The 18,847-nt window shown below is 61.5% G+C and carries 18 protein-coding genes; 10 read left to right on the plus strand and 8 right to left on the minus strand.

Annotated features, from left to right (window positions below; translation table 11 throughout):
- Positions 1–49 precede the first annotated feature (49 nt).
- The 5 genes from GQA94_RS16275 (at position 50) to GQA94_RS16295 (ending at position 4,709) form a co-directional block, all read left to right on the plus strand.
- Positions 50–1,393, plus strand: coding sequence for a leucine-rich repeat-containing protein kinase family protein (locus GQA94_RS16275; protein ID WP_158189003.1), 1,344 nt, complete (start codon positions 50–52; stop codon positions 1,391–1,393).
- Between the two features lie 48 nt (positions 1,394–1,441).
- Positions 1,442–1,894, plus strand: a complete 453-nt coding sequence (locus tag GQA94_RS16280) for a 3-phosphoshikimate 1-carboxyvinyltransferase (RefSeq protein WP_158189004.1) — start codon at positions 1,442–1,444, stop codon at positions 1,892–1,894.
- Between the two features lie 101 nt (positions 1,895–1,995).
- The gene (locus tag GQA94_RS16285) at positions 1,996–2,214 is read left to right on the plus strand and encodes a DUF2970 domain-containing protein (protein WP_158189005.1); all 219 of its coding nucleotides are present in this window, start codon (positions 1,996–1,998) and stop codon (positions 2,212–2,214) included.
- A 352-nt stretch (positions 2,215–2,566) separates the two neighbouring features.
- Positions 2,567–4,225, plus strand: coding sequence for a nitrite/sulfite reductase (locus GQA94_RS16290; RefSeq protein WP_158189006.1), 1,659 nt, complete (start codon positions 2,567–2,569; stop codon positions 4,223–4,225).
- Positions 4,209–4,709: a DUF934 domain-containing protein gene (locus tag GQA94_RS16295; RefSeq protein ID WP_158189007.1), complete on the plus strand. Its 501-nt coding sequence runs from the start codon at positions 4,209–4,211 to the stop codon at positions 4,707–4,709. Before GQA94_RS16290 ends, GQA94_RS16295 begins: the two co-directional genes overlap by 17 nt.
- Positions 4,710–4,982: 273 nt before the next feature.
- On the opposite strand, the gene GQA94_RS16300 is transcribed toward GQA94_RS16295, so the two are convergent.
- Together GQA94_RS16300 and sohB are read right to left on the minus strand one after the other, a co-directional pair.
- The gene (locus GQA94_RS16300) at positions 4,983–5,975 is read right to left on the minus strand and encodes a YhdH/YhfP family quinone oxidoreductase (RefSeq protein WP_158189008.1); all 993 of its coding nucleotides are present in this window, start codon (positions 5,973–5,975) and stop codon (positions 4,983–4,985) included.
- 10 nt (positions 5,976–5,985) lie between these two features.
- Complete coding sequence (gene sohB, locus GQA94_RS16305; protein WP_158189009.1) at positions 5,986–7,011, minus strand: protease SohB; 1,026 nt, start codon at positions 7,009–7,011, stop codon at positions 5,986–5,988.
- 184 nt (positions 7,012–7,195) lie between these two features.
- Between sohB and GQA94_RS16310 the strand changes: the two genes are divergently transcribed.
- From GQA94_RS16310 to GQA94_RS16325, 4 genes are all read left to right on the plus strand, one after another.
- On the plus strand, positions 7,196–7,909 hold the full coding sequence (locus GQA94_RS16310; protein WP_158189010.1) for a histidine phosphatase family protein: 714 nt from the start codon (positions 7,196–7,198) through the stop codon (positions 7,907–7,909).
- A gap of 58 nt (positions 7,910–7,967) precedes the next feature.
- Positions 7,968–8,282, plus strand: coding sequence for an SCP2 sterol-binding domain-containing protein (locus tag GQA94_RS16315; RefSeq protein ID WP_019339209.1), 315 nt, complete (start codon positions 7,968–7,970; stop codon positions 8,280–8,282).
- Between the two features lie 247 nt (positions 8,283–8,529).
- Positions 8,530–9,597 (plus strand): phosphotransferase family protein, encoded by a 1,068-nt coding sequence (locus tag GQA94_RS16320; RefSeq protein WP_158189011.1) that lies wholly within the window; start codon positions 8,530–8,532, stop codon positions 9,595–9,597.
- Between the two features lie 25 nt (positions 9,598–9,622).
- Positions 9,623–10,390: an SDR family oxidoreductase gene (locus GQA94_RS16325; RefSeq protein WP_158189012.1), complete on the plus strand. Its 768-nt coding sequence runs from the start codon at positions 9,623–9,625 to the stop codon at positions 10,388–10,390.
- A gap of 56 nt (positions 10,391–10,446) precedes the next feature.
- Here GQA94_RS16325 and GQA94_RS16330 read toward each other — a convergent pair whose 3' ends face one another.
- A complete protein-coding gene (locus tag GQA94_RS16330) occupies positions 10,447–11,094 on the minus strand; it encodes a hypothetical protein (RefSeq protein WP_158189013.1) in 648 nt (215 codons plus the stop codon).
- Positions 11,095–11,302: 208 nt separating this feature from the next.
- Between GQA94_RS16330 and GQA94_RS16335 the strand changes: the two genes are divergently transcribed.
- On the plus strand, positions 11,303–12,085 hold the full coding sequence (locus GQA94_RS16335; protein WP_158189014.1) for a TSUP family transporter: 783 nt from the start codon (positions 11,303–11,305) through the stop codon (positions 12,083–12,085).
- Here GQA94_RS16335 and nudC read toward each other — a convergent pair.
- The 5 genes from nudC to dnaQ form a co-directional block, all read right to left on the minus strand.
- Positions 12,053–12,886, minus strand: coding sequence for an NAD(+) diphosphatase (gene nudC, locus GQA94_RS16340; protein ID WP_158189015.1), 834 nt, complete (start codon positions 12,884–12,886; stop codon positions 12,053–12,055). The genes GQA94_RS16335 and nudC overlap by 33 nt on opposite strands.
- A complete protein-coding gene (locus tag GQA94_RS16345) occupies positions 12,886–14,571 on the minus strand; it encodes a ferrous iron transporter B (protein WP_158189016.1) in 1,686 nt (561 codons plus the stop codon). Before GQA94_RS16345 ends, nudC begins: the two co-directional genes overlap by 1 nt.
- 37 nt (positions 14,572–14,608) lie before the next feature.
- Complete coding sequence (locus GQA94_RS16350) at positions 14,609–15,421, minus strand: crotonase/enoyl-CoA hydratase family protein (RefSeq protein ID WP_158189017.1); 813 nt, start codon at positions 15,419–15,421, stop codon at positions 14,609–14,611.
- Positions 15,422–15,612: 191 nt separating this feature from the next.
- On the minus strand, positions 15,613–17,865 hold the full coding sequence (locus GQA94_RS16355) for an Orn/Lys/Arg decarboxylase N-terminal domain-containing protein (RefSeq protein ID WP_158189018.1): 2,253 nt from the start codon (positions 17,863–17,865) through the stop codon (positions 15,613–15,615).
- Positions 17,866–17,980: 115 nt separating this feature from the next.
- Complete coding sequence (gene dnaQ, locus GQA94_RS16360) at positions 17,981–18,766, minus strand: DNA polymerase III subunit epsilon (RefSeq protein ID WP_158189019.1); 786 nt, start codon at positions 18,764–18,766, stop codon at positions 17,981–17,983.
- Between the last annotated feature and the right edge of the window lie 81 nt (positions 18,767–18,847).

Consider the following 18,847-nt stretch of genomic DNA (forward strand, 5'->3'; position numbering starts at 1 on the left):
CGAGCAGCTACGCCTACCACCGGAGCCTGTCAGGCTCAACGAGAACAGTATGGACACACTGGCACAACTCAAGGACGGCAAACTGGCTGGCGTCACGCGCCTGGACCTGTCGGAACAACTGGATAGCTTTCCCCGGGAGATCTTCGACCTGGCCGACAGCCTAGAAGTGCTCAATCTTTCAGGGAACCGGCTCAGCAGCCTCCCGGCGGATATCGGGCGCCTGCACAAACTGCGCATCCTGTTCTGTTCGGACAATGCATTCACCGAGGTGCCGCGGGGGCTCGGCTCGTGTCACAGGCTCGAGATGGTCGGCTTCAAGGCCAACCGCATCCGCCATCTTCCAGCCGAAGCGCTGCCGCCCGCGCTGCGCTGGCTGATTCTCACCGACAACCAACTCGAGTCCGTGCCTGACCGGATTGGCGACTGCGAAAAGTTGCAGAAGCTGATGCTGGCCGGCAACCGGTTGCGCGCACTGCCCGAATCGTTGGCGCGCTGCAGTCGGCTGGAGCTGCTGCGCATCGCTGCGAATCGCTTGCCTGCCCTGCCCGAGTGGTTGCTGGCAATGCCGCGGCTGAGTTGGCTGGCCTTCGCCGGAAACCCCTTCAGCGACGCGATCGAGGCCGACATCCTGGCGCAGCATCCGGTGCCACCGATCGACCGCAGCCGGATCGTGCTCGCCGAGGTGCTCGGCCAGGGTGCCTCCGGCGTCATTCATCGCGCCGTATGGCATCAAACTGGCCTGGCGCCACAGCCCATGGCGGCGAAACTGTTCAAGGGCGCGCTCACCAGCGACGGACTGCCGCACAGCGAGATGGCAGCCTCCATCGCGGCCGGCGAGCACCCCAACCTGATCCGCGTCGTGGGGCCGCTGGCTGACAGTGCCGATGCGCCGCCCGGCTTGTTGATGGCGCTTATCGATCGCTCCTTTCAGCCCCTGGCCGGACCGCCGTCGTTCGCCAGTTGTACCCGTGACTGCTACGAACCGGCGCGACGTTTTTCCGTCGAACAGGTGCTACGGATCGCGACGGGCGTTGCCTCGGCGGTCAGCCATCTTCATCGGCGCGGCATCCTGCATGGCGATCTCTACGGCCATAACCTTCTGGTCGACCCGCTGGACAGGACCTTGCTGAGCGACTTCGGCGCGGCATCCTTTTACCGGCCGCAGAGCGACCAGGGCATGGCCCTGCAACGCCTGGAAGCCCGGGCGTTCGGCTGCCTCCTTGAAGAATTGCTCGACCGCTGCGATGCGGCGCAGGACGACTCGCGCATCGAGCGCCTGCGAGCGTTGCAACAGGCCTGCATGCTCGATACCCCTGCGCGGCGCCCTGCATTCAGCGATATGAAGCGAGCGCTAGAAACAATCGGCCAGACGAGCCCCGTTCCGGCCAGGTAGTTGCATAGGAAGTCGTTATCTTCAACCGCACGACGGCAACCTGACGCTATGGCTTCTCCCGATTCCGATTCAAGCGACGATCTCGGCCGCTACCCAGCCGCCGAGCGTACCGCGCCGCTCGCCCACGATCCCTTCATCATCGGCCTGAAACAACGCTTGCCCGAAGAGCTTCGGGAAAGCTTCACCGACCAGCAACTGGCCGGGCTTCGCAGTGCCTTTGCGACCCGCTCCTGGGCGCGGCACAAGGTCGACCTGCGCGGCACCTTCAGCCTGTGGAGCAACCAGTACTATTTCGTCCTGGTTGGCGGGCGCAACAAGCGCAACCTCTCACGCGGGCAGCGTAACCTGTCACTGGCCGCCAAGGCCGGTGCCATCACGTTGTTCCTGTTTTTCTCCGTGCTGTTGGGGCTGGTGGTGCTGTACTTGCTCAAATCCGCGCTGGGCATCAACCTGTTGCCCAATTACTCGCTCGGCCTCTGGGATTGGTTCAAGGGCCACTGACGGCGACGCCCGTCGCGTCGTGAGCGGCGCCAGGGCGACACACCCTGACGTCACGGCGATTGCTGACTAGACTACTGTCGGGCCATGGCTTCGAGGTGTCTATGAGCGACGAGCAAGAAGGTAAATCCCTGACCCTTCGGCAGATGCTGCAGAGCGTGCTGGCCGGCGCACTGGGCGTACAGAGCGGGAAAAACCGCGCGCGTGACTTCAGCCACGGCAAGCCCAGCCATTTCATCCTGTTGGGCGTGGGTTTCACAGTAGCGTTCGTGCTTGTGATTCTCGGCGTGGTGAAGCTGGTGCTCTACCTCGTGGGGCTATGAATGGCCCCGCGCTATTGATGGCTGACCCAGAAAACGGCTGTCGCAACCGCCAGGAGAATCAGGACGAAAATAGCGGTGGCGTCCGCCCGACTGTCGGGACTGCGGTGGTTGGAATGCTCGGACACGGCGGTTCTCCTTGTTATCGATGCTCGCGTGTTTTGAGTTAAGACCACGCAGGCGAGGCGCTCAAGGCGCAGCATGCAAATGACTAAAAAGCGGTGTTTCGTTCTAAACATATTCCCAAACATCACTTTTGCGCATAACCGCTAGCTGGTATCTTGCCGCCCTCCCTGAATGGGTGCGCGGCCGTGCGCGCAACAAGCTGTAGACAGCCCTGAGAACAGGACACCCCATGTACGTTTACGACCAGTACGACCAACACATCATCGAGGATCGCGTCCGTCAGTTCCGCGATCAGACCCGTCGCTTTCTCGCGGGTGAACTCGGTGGCGAGGAATTCCGCCCGCTGCGCCTGCAGAATGGCCTGTACATTCAACGCTATGCGCCCATGTTGCGTATCGCGGTGCCTTATGGGCTGATGTCCTCAACCCAGGTCCGCAAGCTCGCCGAGATCGCCCGTCACTACGACAAGGGCTATGCCCACATCAGTACCCGGACCAACGTACAGTTCAACTGGCCAGAGCTGGAAGACGTCCCGGAGATACTCGCCGAACTGGCGACCGTGCAGATGCACGCGATCCAGACCAGCGGCAACTGCATCCGCAATACCACCACCGACCAGTTTGCCGGTGTCGCCCGGGACGAACTGATCGACCCGCGCCCCTGGTGCGAAATCATTCGCCAGTGGTCGACCTTCCATCCGGAATTCGCCTTCCTGCCGCGTAAGTTCAAGATCGCCGTGAACGGTGCCGTCAGCGACCGCGCCGCCATCGAAGTGCACGACATCGGCCTCGAAGCCGTGCGTAACGAGACGGGCGAACTGGGCTTTCGCGTATCGGTCGGCGGTGGCCTGGGCCGCACGCCGATCGTGGGCAGCTTCATCAATGAGTTCCTGCCCTGGCGGCATCTGCTGACCTATCTCGACGCGATCCTGCGCGTGTACAACCGCTACGGCCGCCGTGACAACAAGTTCAAGGCGCGCATCAAGATTCTGGTCAAGGCGCTGACGCCGGAGGTTTTCGCCGAGCGCGTCGAGGCCGAGTGGTCCCATCTGAAAGATGGCCCGAGCACATTGACCGAAGCCGAGGTCGAGCGGGTCAGCAAGTTCTTCGTCGATCCGGCCTACAAGGTCCTGGACGACCAGGACGCAGCCCTCGCCAAACTCGATGCCGAACACCCCGGCTTTGCCCGCTGGCGCCAGCGCAACGTGGTGGCGCACAAGAAGCCTGGTTACGCAGCCGTCACCCTGTCGCTCAAGAGCACCGGCGTGGCACCGGGCGATGTGACCGACAAGCAGCTCGATACCATCGCCGACCTGGCCGACCGTTACAGCTTCGGTGAGGTACGCAATTCCCACGAGCAGAACATGATCCTCGCCGACGTCGAGCAATCACGTCTGTTCGAGCTTTGGAACGAGCTTCGCGAGCTGGGCGTGGCGACGCCGAACATCGGCCTGCTGACCGATATCATCTGCTGCCCCGGCGGGGATTTCTGCTCGCTGGCCAACGCCAAGTCGATTCCCATTGCCGAAGCCATCCAGCGCCGTTTCGACGATCTGGACTACCTGTTCGACATTGGCAACATCGACCTGAATATCTCCGGTTGCATGAATGCATGCGGACACCACCACGTGGGTCACATCGGCATTCTGGGCGTGGACAAGAAAGGCGCCGAGTTCTACCAGGTCTCCCTTGGCGGCAGTTCAGGCCGCCAGGCGAGCCTCGGCCAGATACTCGGCCCATCCTTCGCGCAGGACGTCATGCCCGACGTGATCGAAAAGATCATCGGCGTCTATGTGGAGCAACGTACAGAAGATGAACAGTTCCTCGACACCTTCCGCCGTATCGGCATCGACCCCTTCAAGGAGCGCGTCTATGCAGCGAATCATTAAGGACGGCCAGGTCATCGATGAAACCTGGCATCTGCTGCCCAAGGACGTCACCCTCGACGGCCTGTCCAACTGTGATGACCTGATCGTGCCGCTGCAACTTTGGCTCGACCACGCCCATGCACTGAAAGCGCGTGACGGCGGCCTCGGCGTCTGGCTGGACGCTGATGAAGTGGTGGAAGAAATCGCCGATGACCTCGAACACTTCCGGGTCATCGCGCTGAACTTCCCTGCCTTCACGGACGGTCGCCACTACTCGAGCGCACGCCTGCTACGCGAGCGCTACGGCTATAAAGGCGAGATCCGTGCAATCGGAGACGTGCTACGCGACCAGCTGTTCTACATGCGCCGCTGCGGCTTCGACGCCTTCGCCGTTCGCCCTGACCGTGACCCCTATGATGCGCTGGAAGGTCTGAAGGATTTTTCCGTCGCCTATCAGTCGGCCGCCGATGAGCCGCTCCCGCTGTTTCGCCGCCGTCAAGGCTGACGGCGCGCTGGCCGCTGCAAAGAAAAAACCGCCTTTCGGCGGTTTTTTATTATGAGTACATCCAGAAATTGGGATGCTCGAGCTGAGCGGCTTCGGTGGGCTGCTTCTTGCCGAAGGCCTCTTTGATCTTCTCTGCCAGTGCTTTCATGGTGATTCCTGTTGCGTTGGAATGGCGCTAGCTTCGCTCACTCGATCAACGCAACGAAATCGGTTTTGGCTATCTGATCGATAGCCGTGCAGCCGAAGCCACGCGTGCGGCGGCAGTGTCCTTTGTCAGTCGAGCCGCACCAGCATTCGGCCGGTCTGCTGACCCGCGAGGATTCGCTCGATGGCCGCGGGCAGCTCTTGCAACGAAATCTCCTGGACCAGCTCGTTCAGGTTCGACAATTTCCATTGCAGCGACAACCGATCCCACATCGATGCCTTCACCACCAGCGGTATTTCAACCGAATCGACACCCAACAGATTCACGCCGCGCAGGATGAACGGCATCACGTTGGCCTGGAAATTCGTCCCGGCCGTCAGGCCGCAGCAGGCGACGCTGGCACCGCGCCGAAGCGACTTGACCACATTGAACAGAATGTCGCCGCCGACCGTATCTACCGCGCCCGCCCACTGCTCCTTGAGCAACGGCTTCTCCGTGCCGACCTGAAGCGCGCCACGTTCGATGACCTGCGTGGCGCCAAGCTGCCTCAGGAAATCGGCCTGGTCCGCCTTGCCCGTCACCGCCGCCACCTGATAGCCAAGACGGGACAACAAGGCGACCGCGACGCTGCCGACGCCGCCGGTCGCACCGGTCACCAGCACGGGCGCATCGGTCCGTTCCAGGCCGGCGTGCTCGAGCTTGTCGATACACAGGGCCGCGGTCAGCCCCGCCGTTCCCAGCGCCATCGCCTCCCGCAGGGAAAGTCCCGCCGGACGCTTGATCGCCCAGGCCGCCGGCACGCGGATGTACTGGCCAAAGCCGCCCGCCGTGTTCATGCCCAGGTCGTACCCGGTCACGATGACTTCGTCGCCTTCGGCAAACTGCGAAACGCTCGACTCGGCGACCGTGCCCGCCGCATCGATGCCCGGCGTGTGCGGGAAATTGCGAGTGACGCCCCGGTTTCCGCTGGCCGACAGGGCATCCTTGTAGTTCAACGATGAGTAGCTGACGCGGATCAGCAGCTCGCCACTGGGCAGCTCCCCGATGTCCCGCTCGACGACCCGTGTTTCAAAACGGCCGTCCGCGTTCTCGCTCGTTTGCAGTGCCTTGAAACTACTCATGCGTCGCTCCTTATTGCCAGAATCGCTGTTCATTGAGCCGCGTCCAGCCCTTCAGCACACCGTGCTCGAGGGTGGCACTGGCTGCCATGCCGAACCGTTCCGGCAGGCTCTTCTTCTGTGCGAAGTGCAACTGGAACAAGTCCGCTTCACGGGCCCGGTTTGCCAGGTACTCATCGCTTGTCCTCAATTCGTCGACGAGCTGCTTGCCAAGCGCCGCGATGCCAAGCCAGACCTCCCCCGTCGCCACATCATCGATGGAGACCTGCTGGCGGTAGCGGGCCACGAAGTTCTTGAACAGCTCGTGCGTGGTTTCCAGGTCATCCTGAAACTTCTCCCGTCCCTTCTCGGTGTTTTCGCCGAAGACGGTGAGGGTGCGCTTGTACTCGCCAGCAGTCAGCACCTCGACGTCGACATCATGCTTCTTAAGCAGGCGATGGACGTTGGGCAACTGCGCGACGACACCGATGGAGCCGAGAATCGCGAAGGGTGCGCTGAGAATCTTGTGTCCGATACAGGCCATCATGTAGCCGCCGCTTGCCGCGACCTTGTCGACACAGACGGTCAGCGGTACGCCGGCATCGCGGATACGCACCAGCTGCGAGGCGGCGAGACCGTAACCGTGGACCATCCCGCCCCCGCTCTCCAGACGCAGGACGACCTCATCCTGAGGCGTGGCGAGGGTCAGCAGGGCCGTGATTTCATGACGCAGGTTTTCGACCGCGGAGGCCTTGATGTCACCGTCGAAATCGAGCACGAAGACGCGCGGGCGAATTTCCGGGCTTTTCTTGGCCAGCTTGGCAGCCTTGGCTTCCTGCTTGCGTTGCTGCTTGAGCTGATCCTTGTCGACCAGGGATTGCTCGAGACGCTCGCGCATCGATTTGTAGAAATCGTTGAGCTTGTGAACTTCAAGGTGGCCACCCGCCTGTTTGGTCCTCCCGCGCCGCAGCGTGGCGATCGCGATCAACACCACCAGCACAGCGGCTACCAGCGTGACGGTCTTCGCCAGAAAGCTTGCATAGTCAGCAAGAAATTCCACAGATCCTCCTCGGATTACCCACGGTCGCCAGCAGAACACTCGGCATGGCGTAAAGCGGTCAAGCATACCGATTGCACGGTCGCCTGAGCCAGTACAAGCCGATTCAAACAAACGTATGATTTATCGTTGACACTCCTGGTTGATCCCCCTACCCTCGCGAAAAACAGGGTGCCGGAGCAGACCAATGGGCAGTATTTACCTGATCAGGCATGGTCAGGCGTCGTTCGGCGCAGAAAACTACGATGTCCTGTCGCCGCTTGGCTTTCAGCAAGCCGCTGCCCTGGGTGATTATCTGGACCGGCTGGGTGTACGTTTCGACCGCTGCGTGAGCGGAGAGTTGAACCGGCAGCAAGATACCGCACGAGCGACCCTTGCCAGAATGAGCCATCACCCGACCAATCGACTTCCGACCGTCGAAATCGACTCGGCATTCAACGAATTCCGGGCCGATGAGGTGATCCGTGCGCACATGGCCGACCTGCTCGCGGTCGAGCCCGACGCAATGCAGATTTTCGGCAATGCCGCCAACCACCGGGCCGAATTTCAACGCCTGTTCAGTTATGTGATTGGGCGATGGGTCTCCGGCGAGCACGAAAAGGACGGCCTGGAAAGCTGGCAGAGCTTCATCGATCGGGTCCAGGGTGGATTGAACCGCCTGCTCGATCAAGCGAGCAAAAAGGACCGGATCGCGGTCTTCACATCTGGCGGGACCATCACCGCACTGCTTCAATTGATCATCGGCGTACCGCCTATCAAGGCGTTCGAATTGAACTGGCAGATCGTCAATACCTCGCTCAGCCATCTGAAGTTTCGCGGCCAGGACGTGGCACTGGCTTCGTTCAACAGCCACGGACATCTGGAACTGCTGAACAATCCGGAGCTTGTCACCTATCGATAGGCTCCAACCCAACTGCAGCGCGCGCTGCATCTTTCCCACGATAAAAAGGACATATTCGATGAGCAATGTCGACGAAACCATCCAGGGCATGAAGGCCAAGTTCAACCCCAGCGCTGCCGCCGGCCTGGACCTCGTGTTCCAGTTCAACATCACCGACGCGGAAAACTATTATCTGGTCGTCAAGGATGGCACTTGTGACTTCCAAAAAGGCGAGTCGGCCGATGCCAACGTAACGCTGATCATGGACAGCGAAACCATGCAGGGCGTCATCAGCGGCGAAACCGACGGAATGCAAGCATTCATGGCCGGTAAACTGCGCGCAGAAGGCGACATGATGCTCGCGCTCAAGCTGAGCGAACTGTTCCCGGCGTAATACCCGAGGGAAGTAACGAAAAAGCCGAAGTCCTGCGACTTCGGCTTTTTTGTGCGCTTGTTTTATGACGTTCGTGCATCAGGCGCCTTGATTACATGGCAACACCCTGGCCAATGAAGACTGACTTTGCTTGGTGATGCTTCGGCGGCCGCATTAGATTACGAGTGCCGAATGGTCCATTGCGCCGCAGCGAACGGCTGCCACGAATCGGCTCATCGGGGCATCGAACACACGAAAAGGGACAAGCATGGCGCTAACAGATCAGACCAGCCACATACGCGAAGGCGAAGAACTGCCTACCGAGGTCATCGACCACTACCTCAAAGCCCACATCCCGGGGCTGGAAGGCACGCCGCTCATTTCGCAGTTTCCGGGTGGCGCGTCCAACCTGACGTACCTGCTCGAGTATCCCTCGCAGGAGTTCGTGTTACGCCGCCCTCCGTTCGGCCACAAGGCCAAGTCCGCGCACGACATGGGCCGTGAATACCGAATCCTCAACCAGCTCAACGCCGGCTTTCCTTACTGCCCGAAAGCGTATGCCCACTGCACTGACGAGACATTGATCGGCGCCGAGTTCTACGTGATGGAGCGCGTCAAGGGCATCATCCTGCGCGAAGACATGCCTGCCGAGCTCGGATTCACTCCGCAGCAGACCGCGGCGCTCTGCAAGAGCTTCATCGACAAGTTCGTCGACCTGCACAACGTCGACTACAACGCCTGCGGCCTGGGTGACCTGGGCAAGCCGGAAGGTTACGTACAACGTCAGATCACCGGTTGGATCGATCGTTACGAACGCGCGATGACGCCCGATGCGCCCGGTTGGGAGCCGGTGAAAGCCTGGCTGCGCGACAAGATGCCAGCCGATCATCACAAGCCCGGCATCGTCCACAATGACTACCGTTTCGACAATGTCATCCTGAATCCGCAGAACCCGATGGAGATCATCGGCGTCCTGGATTGGGAGATGACCACGATTGGCGACCCGCTGATGGACCTTGGCAACACGCTCGCCTACTGGATCGAAGCGACCGATCCGCCGCCCATGCAACTGATCCGCAAGCAACCCAGCAATGCCCCGGGCATGCTGACGCGCCAGCAGTTCGTCGATTACTACGCCGAGCGTGCCGGCATTCGTATCGACAACTTCGACTACTACTACACCTACGGCCTGTTCCGCCTGGCGGCTATCGTGCAGCAGATCTACTACCGCTATTTCCACGGCCAAACGCAAGACAAGCGGTTCGCGAAATTCGTGCAAATGAACGCGCTGCTTGAGCACGTGAGCCTGCAGGTCATCGACAAATCGAAGCTGTAAATCCAGTTACCAAGAGGACCATTCCATGAGCAAAACCACCCTGTTCGATCTGGACGGAAAGATCGCGTTCGTCTCAGGAGCCAGCCGTGGCATCGGCGAGGCCATTGCCAAACTGCTGGCCCAGCAAGGCGCCCATGTCATCGTCTCCAGCCGCAAGATCGAAGGATGCCAGGCCGTTGCCGACGCCATTGTCGCCGCGGGCGGCAAAGCGACCCCGGTCGCTTGCCATATCGGTGAGCTGGAGCAGATTCAGACGGTCTTCGCGCAAATCCGCGAGCAGTTCGGCCGGCTGGACATCCTGGTCAACAACGCCGCCACCAATCCGCAGTTCTGCCATATTCTGGACACCGACGTTTCCGCGTTCCAGAAGACCGTCGACGTGAACATCCGTGGCTACTTCTTCATGTCGGTCGAAGCCGGCAAGCTGATGCGCGAGCACGGGGGTGGCAGCATCATCAACGTCGCTTCCATCAACGGCGTAACGCCGGGCAATTTCCAGGGGATCTACTCGGTCACCAAGGCGGCCGTGATCAACATGACCAAGGCCTTCGCCAAGGAGTGCGCCCCGCAGGGCATTCGCTGCAATGCGCTGCTGCCGGGCCTGACGGACACCAAGTTTGCCTCTGCACTGGTCAAGAACGACTCGATCCGCGAAGAAGCGCTGCGTCATATCCCGCTGCACCGTGTTGCCGACCCAAGCGAAATGGCCGGTGCCGTGTTGTACCTCGCCAGTGACGCATCGAGCTACACCACCGGATTGTCGCTCAACGTGGACGGCGGTTATCTCGCCTGAGACCGCAACGAAAAAAGGGAACCTTCCGGTTCCCTTTTTTTGCCCAAAAACCAAGCTTACCAGTCCCGCATCGCCTGTTCGGCCGCCTCGTTCGCTGGCTTGGCCATCAGCCCGGCTGGTGTCATGGCCACCTTGTATTCGGCGCCATCGGCGATTGGCAGATAACTGACCCGTCGCGGCTGCGCCTCGATCATCAGCGATGTACATTGGCAACGCTGCAGCCACGCCCAGAAATCGACTCCGGCCCGGCTGCGGCCAAGCTCCACGTATGGACGGCGCGCCTGCTCCTGCTGCTCGACGGCAAGATAACGCCCGGACAGTTTCTCCAGCCGGTAGCCCGGCTTCAAGCCGATCAGCGCCGCAAGCCCCTTCCACTCCAGCGCACGCATATCGAGCTGCCACAGGTCGCCCTCCAGGGTGACAAAGCGGATGTCGTGCCCCTCCTCCACCGTTACCTGGTAGCGCTGCTGACCGTCCGCCTTGAAGGACAACGACGCCAACGGGGTACTCTGCACCAACGGCCGATACGTGGTCGCATCCCAGGCTATCAGGCCGATCAGGCCGCCCAGTGCGAGCACGAGCATTCCGACGGTCCCGCGCAACCAGCCCAACAACCAGTCGCCGCTGCTCAGCATACGCACCGCTATCAGCGAGGTGATCAGCGCCAGCAACGCGACGACCACGGCAAGCCCCAGATATTGCATCGCCAACTTCCCGGACAAATTTGACGGCGCATTATCGACAGGCCCGCGCAGGCCAGCCAGCACCAGATTGGCACACTGGCTACGGGTCGACATTCTGCCGCGATCGGACCCTAGTAAGTACGCAGGCGACGCTGGTCATTGGCTTGCGGCCGCGCAAGCGGCATGATGCGCGACCTGATCTGACCGATAGTTCGACGAGTGCTGCCGCATGCCGATGCTTGAATTCGCCATGGACCCGTGGGTACTGGCCGCCCTGATGACCGTCGCATTCGTGGCCGGCTTTATCGATGCGATTGCCGGCGGTGGCGGCCTGCTGACCCTGCCCGCATTGCTCACGGCCGGATTGCCACCGCATCTGGTGCTAGGCACCAACAAACTGTGCGCGACCTTCGGGGCGGCCACCGCCAGCTTCACGTTCTACCGAAGGAAGCTGTTCGATCCCAGCCAATGGCGCTCCGCGCTCATGGCCACGGCGATAGGGGCTGCGTTGGGCGCGGGCATGGCCCACCTGATCCCAGCCCGCTGGCTCAATCAGTTGCTGCCCCTGGTGGTTTTCGCCTGTGGGATGTACCTGCTGTTCGGTCGGGTACCGACCGCGCCACGGGACGATGTGCCGGTGATCGGCAGGCGCCGGCAGTGGCCTCAAGGGCTGACATTGGGCTTCTATGACGGCGTGGCCGGACCCGGCACTGGTGCGTTCTGGACGGTCAGCAACATGCTGATCTATCCACTCGACCTGCTCAAGGCCAGCGGCGTGGCACGCAGCATGAACTTCGTCAGTAATGGCGTGGCCCTTGCTGTGTTCATCTACAGCGGGCACGTTGCCTGGACATTGGGAATCGGCATGGGACTTGCCCTCATGGGCGGCGCCTACCTGGGCGCACGCACAGCGATTCAAGGCGGATCGAAGTTCATTCGACCGATCTTTATCCTGGTGGTGCTGGCGTTGAGCCTGCGACTAGCCTGGCAGCACTGGATCGGGGCGACCTGAGCGACGGGCCAGATAAAGCTCGATTAGATAGCGAGCAATGGATTTGGGCGCAGGCAGCGCGGGTAGGTCGTGAATGGAAAACCAACCGGCGTCTTCGATCTCTTCGGGCTGCATCACGATGTCGCCCGAGGCATATTCCGCATGAAAACCAAGCATCAGCGAATGCGGAAATGGCCAGCCCTGACTGCAGACGTAGCGCGGCTCATGGATCGAAACCCCGACTTCTTCGTGCACTTCGCGCCGCACGCACTGCTCGACCGACTCGCCCGGCTCGACGAACCCGGCCAGCGTGCTGTATACCCCCGGAGCGAACCGGGGCGAGCGGGCCAGCAGCAACTCGTCGCCGCGGGTCACAAGAACGATCATGCTCGGCGAGATGCGCGGGTAGTGGTGAATGCCACAACGCTCGCATTGCATTGCCCGCTCCGCCGGGTGCTGGCGCATCGGGTTGCCGCAACTGCCGCAGAAGCGGTGATGACTGGCCCAGGTGCCGATCTGTGCGGCAAAGCCAAGCATGCGGAACCGGTCGGTGTCGTCGTCCTGCATCATGAGCTGGCGCAGGCTCTGCCAGGCTGCGCCGGGCACTTCAACGGGATGCGCCAGCTCCAGCAAGAACACCTCGTCGCCGTCGAAGTAACCCAAGCCCTGCTCGCTCAACAAAGGCAATTCGAGCCGCTTGAGCCAGCTTCTGGGAAACAGCACGCCATTGGCATCGAAGAGAAAGCCCTGCTGGCAATGCACCACCGCCCAACCGCCGTCCCCGGCGGGATCGAGCCGTGCAGGTTGCCAGCGCAGGCTCATCAGGCCGCCACCGGAAGGCCCAACGCCCGCACACTCTCGGACGCAATGTCGAGGACGCTGGCACGCGAATCGTCGCGTCGCAGTATGGCCCCACCGTCAAGGTAGTACTCCAGACTGGTCAGGGCATCGGCCAGGGTTTCGAGCATCTGTTCCGCAGGCATCTGCGTGCCTTCGAGCATCTGCTTCTGGATGAAGTCCGCGCAGGCGCCGATCAGCTCGGCCGCCCGATCCTGCTCAAGGAAACGCAACCCACCGCGCACCGCCATCAAACTGAACGGGACGTTGGCCAGGTGCAGCTTTTCCCCATTGGACTCCAGGTAGGCGGTGATCGCGCGCTTGGCCAATGCCAGGCCGGCGGTCGCTTCGCCGATGACGACGATGCAGGCTTCGGTAAGCTGGTGGTTGGCGAAAGCCTCGGCCTCCTGGCCTGGCTGCGCGATCTGAGGTCGCGAATCACGGCGCTCGCCACGCTCCAGGCTAGCGACCATGCTCTCGACGTAAAGCACCGCGTCGGCCAGCTTCAACAGGGCCTGGGAATCGGGTTTGTGTTCGGCGCTCCAGCCGGAAACCGTGGTGAGCTGCCCATGCAGGGTGCTCGAGGCAGACGATAGCCCCACCATGCCCAGGGTTTTTGCCAGCTTGCCCAGCAGGCTGTGCAGTTGGGTGTACGACTCGGCCGGAGCCGTCTGCCGCTCGATGAGGTCCAGCAGATCCTTGAGGCTCGCCAGTTCTTCGCGAATCGCCGACGACAACGAACGCATCACCGCCTGGCCCGGGCCGGCCAGGCGCTGGGACTCGTCCTCGAGCAGATGATCGGTGAAGGGAAGCGAGCCTAGCGAAAAGATTTCCCTGACCTCGGTCGCCAGAGGCCCGCTGCTTTCGGCCAGCGCAACCAGGTACAACAACTCCTTGAGCAAAACCCGTGGTGGTTCGTAAGCGGCCGTATTGCTGTTGATCTGCCGAAGCTCGCGGTCGAGCCTGGAGAACAGTTGCTTGCGCGACTGACGCGCCAGGAGCTGGCCGTCCAACTGGGCCTCCAGCGCGGCACTGCCCAGCCAGCAGAGACGCCCCGCAGGGGTATTGGCGAACAGCAGGTCCAGGCGATTGAGCGCACGCGCCATCAGTTTGAGGCTGGCCGGGGCGTTATCTTCACGAATGAAACCCAGCAGCCCGACCTGATACATCTGCCGCAGTCGTCGCGCCTCGGTCGCTCGTGCCTCGGGCTCTCGCACCGCCGCAACGATCGGTGGCCGTGCGTGATCGAGCCTGGCACTGAAGAAAAAGCTTTCCGGTAGCGCAGACTGCCCACTGACGAGGCGCAATGCATTGATCGGCGGCAGGAGCAATTCGGGCATCTCCTGGCGGCTGGCGTCAACTCCTTCCAGGTAGCGACCGAGGACGTACAGCGCATTGCTCAGCGCCGCCAGTTGGGTATCGCGCTCCTCGCCTGCGCCGACAGGAATGTCGGTCGCCAGCTGGAGGATTTCCTGCGCGAGCAGTTCGGCCCCGGTCAATTCGATGAGCTTGAGGATGCCGCGAACCTGCTTGAGATTCTCGACCGCCTGCTGCAACAGACTGCCGTTGTTTCGATCGATGATGAAATGCTCGAGACTCTGCTCGGCTTCCTCCATGGTTGCGAATAGCTCATCGCGGACCAGGCTGAGTGAAGTAGCTCCGGTAACCATGCCTAGCGCACCTCCCGCGCAACGTTTGAATGATGCATCAGTCGGCGAATTCCGGCTTCTGTTTGCTCATATGTGCCGCCATGGCCACCTTGAGATCGGCCGACTGAAGCATGGCCGCGTTCCAGGTAGCGATGTATTCGAGCCCGTCATCCACACGATGATCGCGCATATAACGGATCATTTCCTTGGTACCGCGAATCGCCACTGGCGATTTCGCTGCAATCTCCGCCGCCAAGGCGAACACCGCGGCCATGAGTGTCGGCTGGTCGGCATAGGCACGATTGACCAGGCCCATGGACTGCGCTTCCTGGCCATCGACGCTGCGACCGGTGTAGGCGAGTTCGCGCATCATTCCGTCACCGATGATCCGCGGCAGCCGTTGCAGCGTGCCGACATCGGCGGCCATGCCCATGTCGATCTCCTTGATCGAGAACTGCGCGTCGAGGGTGCTGTAACGCATGTCGCACGCGGCAATCAGGTCGATGGCACCGCCGATGCAGTAGCCCTGAATGGCGGCGATCACGGGCTTGCGGCAATGGTCCACGGCGTTGAAGGACGCCTGAAGCTTGAGAATCTGGCGGCGCAGGTGCTCGGCGTTACGCCCGACGTCGCGCCCCAACGCCGTGGCGGCCTGCGCCAACATCTGCAGGTCGATACCGGCGGAAAAATGCTTTCCCTCGCCCGACAGCACCACCACCCGGACCTCGTCCGTATCGTCGATCCATTTGAAGATGTCGACGATTTCGCTCCAGAAGGCAGCGTTCATGGCGTTGATCTTCTCAGGCCGATTGATCGCTACATGGGCGATCCTGTCCTTTAACTCCACACGGAAGGCTTGGTACTCAGTCACGCTATCATCCTCGACAGCCGAGGCACTCAGTGCCTGAACAGATTGGACAGCCCCATCGCTGGGGGCTGTTCTTAGCCGAACAACTATAACAACAGCCGGATGAAAGTCGATGCGAGACGTTGTGAAGCAGCCCACGCCCTCGCACATCATCCGCTTTGACATCCGCCGGGACCGGCTCTCCGAACGCTCCGCTAGCCCTCGAGGATGCAATCGACCGTATAGCGCGTTCCGTCCGGATGTTCCTCATGCTGCAGTCCGTGAACGTCCGCGTCGAACCCGGGGAAACGCGCGGCAAAACGCTGAGCGAACGCAAGATAGTCGAGTATCGAACGCGTTTCGGCCGTGAAACGTTCGCCCGGCATGATCAACGGGATACCCGGCGGATAAGGCACCAGCATGACCGCGGCGATACGCCCTTCGAGCGCTTCGATGGGCACCGCCTCGACTTCCCCTCGAACCAGTTTGTCGTAAGCATCGGACGGTTTCATCGCCAGTGCCGGCAAGGCCGTATACATCCGTCGCATGGCTCTTGCCGTGGCATTGTCCCGATAACAGTCATGCAGCGAATCGCATAAATCTCGCAAGCCCATCCCGACGTACTGACTGCCACCGGACGGTACGATGCTGGGCAGTGCATCGCATAACGGTACGTTATTGTCGTAGTGCCTTTTGAACTCCAGCAGTTCAGTCAGCAACGTGCTCCATTTACCTTTGGTGATGCCCATGGAGAACAGCACCAGGATCGAATACAGCCCGGTCTTCTCGACCACCAGCCCCCGCTCCCAGAGAAACTTGCTGACCACCGCAGCCGGGATGCCCCGCTCGCTCAGCTTGCCGCCAGCAGTCAGGCCGGGCGTGACCAGGGTGACCTTGATCGGATCGAGTAGCACGTAATCATCGGCAACCTCACCGAAACCGTGCCAGTCCGCTTCGGGCTCCAGCAACCAGTCACGGGTCACCAACTCGTCAGCGCCATCCGCCGCGCCGGGTTGCCAGATGCTGAACCACCAATCGTCTGGCGCCAGGTGCTGACGCAGATTGGCCAGCGCGCGGCGAAAGCTCAGCGCTTCATCGAAGGTTTCCTGGATCAGCGAACGGCCCGCCGGGCCTTCCATCATCGCCGAAGCCACATCGAGCGAGGCGAGGATGCCGTATTGCGGTGAGGTCGAGATATGCATCATGAAGGCTTCATTGAAGCGATCCCGGTCCAGTTGCCGCTGTTCGCTGTCCAGCACATGGATCATCGAGGCCTGGCTGAAAGCCGCCAACACCTTGTGCGTGGAGTGCGTGGTGAACACCAGCGGCCCCTGCTCGCGCGTATCCATGCCATAACGGCCATCATAGAACTCGTGAAACGCAGCGTAGGCGTACCAGGCTTCGTCGAAGTGCAGGACGTCGACGCTGTTGCCCAGGGTTCGCTTGATCAGATTGGCGTTGTAGCAAAGGCCGTCGTAGGTCGAGTTGGTGACGACGGCCAGCTTGACCCGGGCCGGTCGTCCGCGCGCCAGCGGGTTTGCATCGATCTTGGCCTGGATCGACGCCGGGGAGAACTCTTCGAGCGGAATCGGCCCGATGATGCCCAGTTCATTACGCGAGGGCGTCAGATAGAGCGGAATCGCCCCAGTCATGATGATCGAGTGGAGTATCGATTTGTGACAGTTGCGGTCCACCAGAACCAGATCGTCCCGCGCCACCATCGAATGCCAGACGATCTTGTTCGCCGTCGAGGTGCCGTTGATCACGAAGAAGGTATGGTCTGCCCCGAAGTTGCGCGCCGCCCGCGCCTCGGCAGCCGCCAACGGCCCGGTGTGATCGAGCAGCGAGCCAAGCTCGGGCACCGATACCGACAGGTCGGAACGCAGCGTATTCTCGCCGAAGAACTGATGAAAGGCCTGGCCGACCGGACTCTTGCGAAACGCCACGCCGCCACCGTGCCCCGGCGTGTGCCAGGAGTAATTGGAGTCGCCGGTGTGCTGCACCAGCGCGCGAAAAAACGGCGGCAGCAAGCCATCCAGGTAGCTCCGGGCCGCCCGCGCCACTTGCCGGGCCAGGAAGGGAACCGTGTCCTCGAACAGATACAGCAGCCCCCGCAACTCGTTGAGGTCGGCCATCGCCTCGGCGGGTGCGTTCTCGATGGTGATCTGCTCGCCAAGCGCGAAGATCGGCAACTGCGGTGCGCGACGGCGCGCGACGCGAATCAGGCCCACCACATCCTGCAGCAGCCGCTGATTTTCGCCAGCGCCCTCGGCGGCCACCAGGATACAAGCCAGCCCGTGGTGCGTGGACGCGACGATGCGACCTTCGGCAGCGCTTCCGGTGGGCAGGATATGAAAGCCGTCCCGTTCGAGTTCCGCGGCTATCTCGCGGACCCGCTCGCCAGCGACGGTATCGGCCTTGATGTCGCGGTGAACGATAAGGATGGGGAATTTGAGATCTTTGTACATGGGTACTTCCTGAAGGCGTTCCCCTCCAGCGTAGAAGCTGCGCACCCAAGCACCAAGCGTAAAATCCGAGGACGCTGCGCCGGCGCGGCAAAACACACGCCGGCCAGCGTCCGGATCAGGCCGGCAAGGCTTCGCCTTCGATCTGCGCCGGCTGTTCCATCTGAACCCAGAGCGGCGGCGCGCCCGCTGCCTTCTCGATGGCCTGCATGCGGGCCGCATGCGCTGCGATTTCTTCGGCGCTGGCACGGATGACCAGCGTACCGGGCCGATCAGCCGGCAACCGGCGGATTGGCGTGGCCTGCTGGCGGCCACCGTTTTCAGCGTCGCCGCCCTCGCCTGCCAGCGACAGGTTGGTCTGTCCGCCCGTCATGGTCAGGTAGACGTCGGCGAGGATCTCGGCATCGAGCAGTGCGCCGTGCAGATCGCGGCCGGAGTTGTCCACGCCATAGCGCTTGCACAGCGCATCGAGGCTGTTGCGCTGGCCAGGGTGGCGCTCACGTGCCATCAGCAGGGTATCGAGAATACTGCAGTGATCGCTCAGCTCGGCGCGATCCTGCTGTCCGAGCAAGGCGAACTCGTTATTGATGAAGCCCACGTCGAACGCGGCGTTATGGATGATCAACTGTGCGCCCTTGATGAATTCGAAGAACTCATCGGCGACATCCTTGAACCGGGGCTTGTCGGTCAAAAATTCATTGGTAATGCCGTGAACGGCGATCGCGCCTTCGTCGACCTCGCGATCCGGCTGCAGATAGACGTGATAATGCCGACCCGTAAGGCGTCGGCCGATGACTTCGACACAGCCGATCTCGATGATCCGGTGCCCATCGGTCACCGGCATGCCGGTGGTTTCGGTGTCCAGCACTACCACCCTGTCAGTATTCGATTTGTAAATCGTCATAGCGCACTTGCCCCAAAGTAGTCACAAACACTGGCATCCAGCTCAAAATTGCTCGCGATGCCCAACGCAAAGATGTAAACC

Origin of the sequence: Stutzerimonas stutzeri, from assembly GCF_009789555.1 — a bacterium.
Taxonomy (GTDB): Bacteria; Pseudomonadota; Gammaproteobacteria; order Pseudomonadales; family Pseudomonadaceae; genus Stutzerimonas; species Stutzerimonas stutzeri_R.

Bases quoted from the DNA above. Each gene is read 5' to 3' on its own strand.
- GQA94_RS16275 (WP_158189003.1), top strand. From the start codon at position 50: ATGGACACACTGGCACAACTCAAGGACGGCAAACTGGCTGGCGTCACG.
- GQA94_RS16280 (WP_158189004.1), top strand. From the start codon at position 1,442: ATGGCTTCTCCCGATTCCGATTCAAGCGACGATCTCGGCCGCTACCCA.
- GQA94_RS16285 (WP_158189005.1), top strand. From the start codon at position 1,996: ATGAGCGACGAGCAAGAAGGTAAATCCCTGACCCTTCGGCAGATGCTG.
- GQA94_RS16290 (WP_158189006.1), top strand. From the start codon at position 2,567: ATGTACGTTTACGACCAGTACGACCAACACATCATCGAGGATCGCGTC.
- GQA94_RS16295 (WP_158189007.1), top strand. From the start codon at position 4,209: ATGCAGCGAATCATTAAGGACGGCCAGGTCATCGATGAAACCTGGCAT.
- GQA94_RS16300 (WP_158189008.1), bottom strand. From the start codon at position 5,975: ATGAGTAGTTTCAAGGCACTGCAAACGAGCGAGAACGCGGACGGCCGT.
- GQA94_RS16310 (WP_158189010.1), top strand. From the start codon at position 7,196: ATGGGCAGTATTTACCTGATCAGGCATGGTCAGGCGTCGTTCGGCGCA.
- GQA94_RS16315 (WP_019339209.1), top strand. From the start codon at position 7,968: ATGAGCAATGTCGACGAAACCATCCAGGGCATGAAGGCCAAGTTCAAC.
- GQA94_RS16320 (WP_158189011.1), top strand. From the start codon at position 8,530: ATGGCGCTAACAGATCAGACCAGCCACATACGCGAAGGCGAAGAACTG.
- GQA94_RS16325 (WP_158189012.1), top strand. From the start codon at position 9,623: ATGAGCAAAACCACCCTGTTCGATCTGGACGGAAAGATCGCGTTCGTC.
- GQA94_RS16330 (WP_158189013.1), bottom strand. From the start codon at position 11,094: ATGCAATATCTGGGGCTTGCCGTGGTCGTCGCGTTGCTGGCGCTGATC.
- GQA94_RS16335 (WP_158189014.1), top strand. From the start codon at position 11,303: ATGCCGATGCTTGAATTCGCCATGGACCCGTGGGTACTGGCCGCCCTG.
- nudC (WP_158189015.1), bottom strand. From the start codon at position 12,886: ATGAGCCTGCGCTGGCAACCTGCACGGCTCGATCCCGCCGGGGACGGC.
- GQA94_RS16345 (WP_158189016.1), bottom strand. From the start codon at position 14,571: ATGGTTACCGGAGCTACTTCACTCAGCCTGGTCCGCGATGAGCTATTC.
- GQA94_RS16355 (WP_158189018.1), bottom strand. From the start codon at position 17,865: ATGTACAAAGATCTCAAATTCCCCATCCTTATCGTTCACCGCGACATC.
- dnaQ (WP_158189019.1), bottom strand. From the start codon at position 18,766: ATGACGATTTACAAATCGAATACTGACAGGGTGGTAGTGCTGGACACC.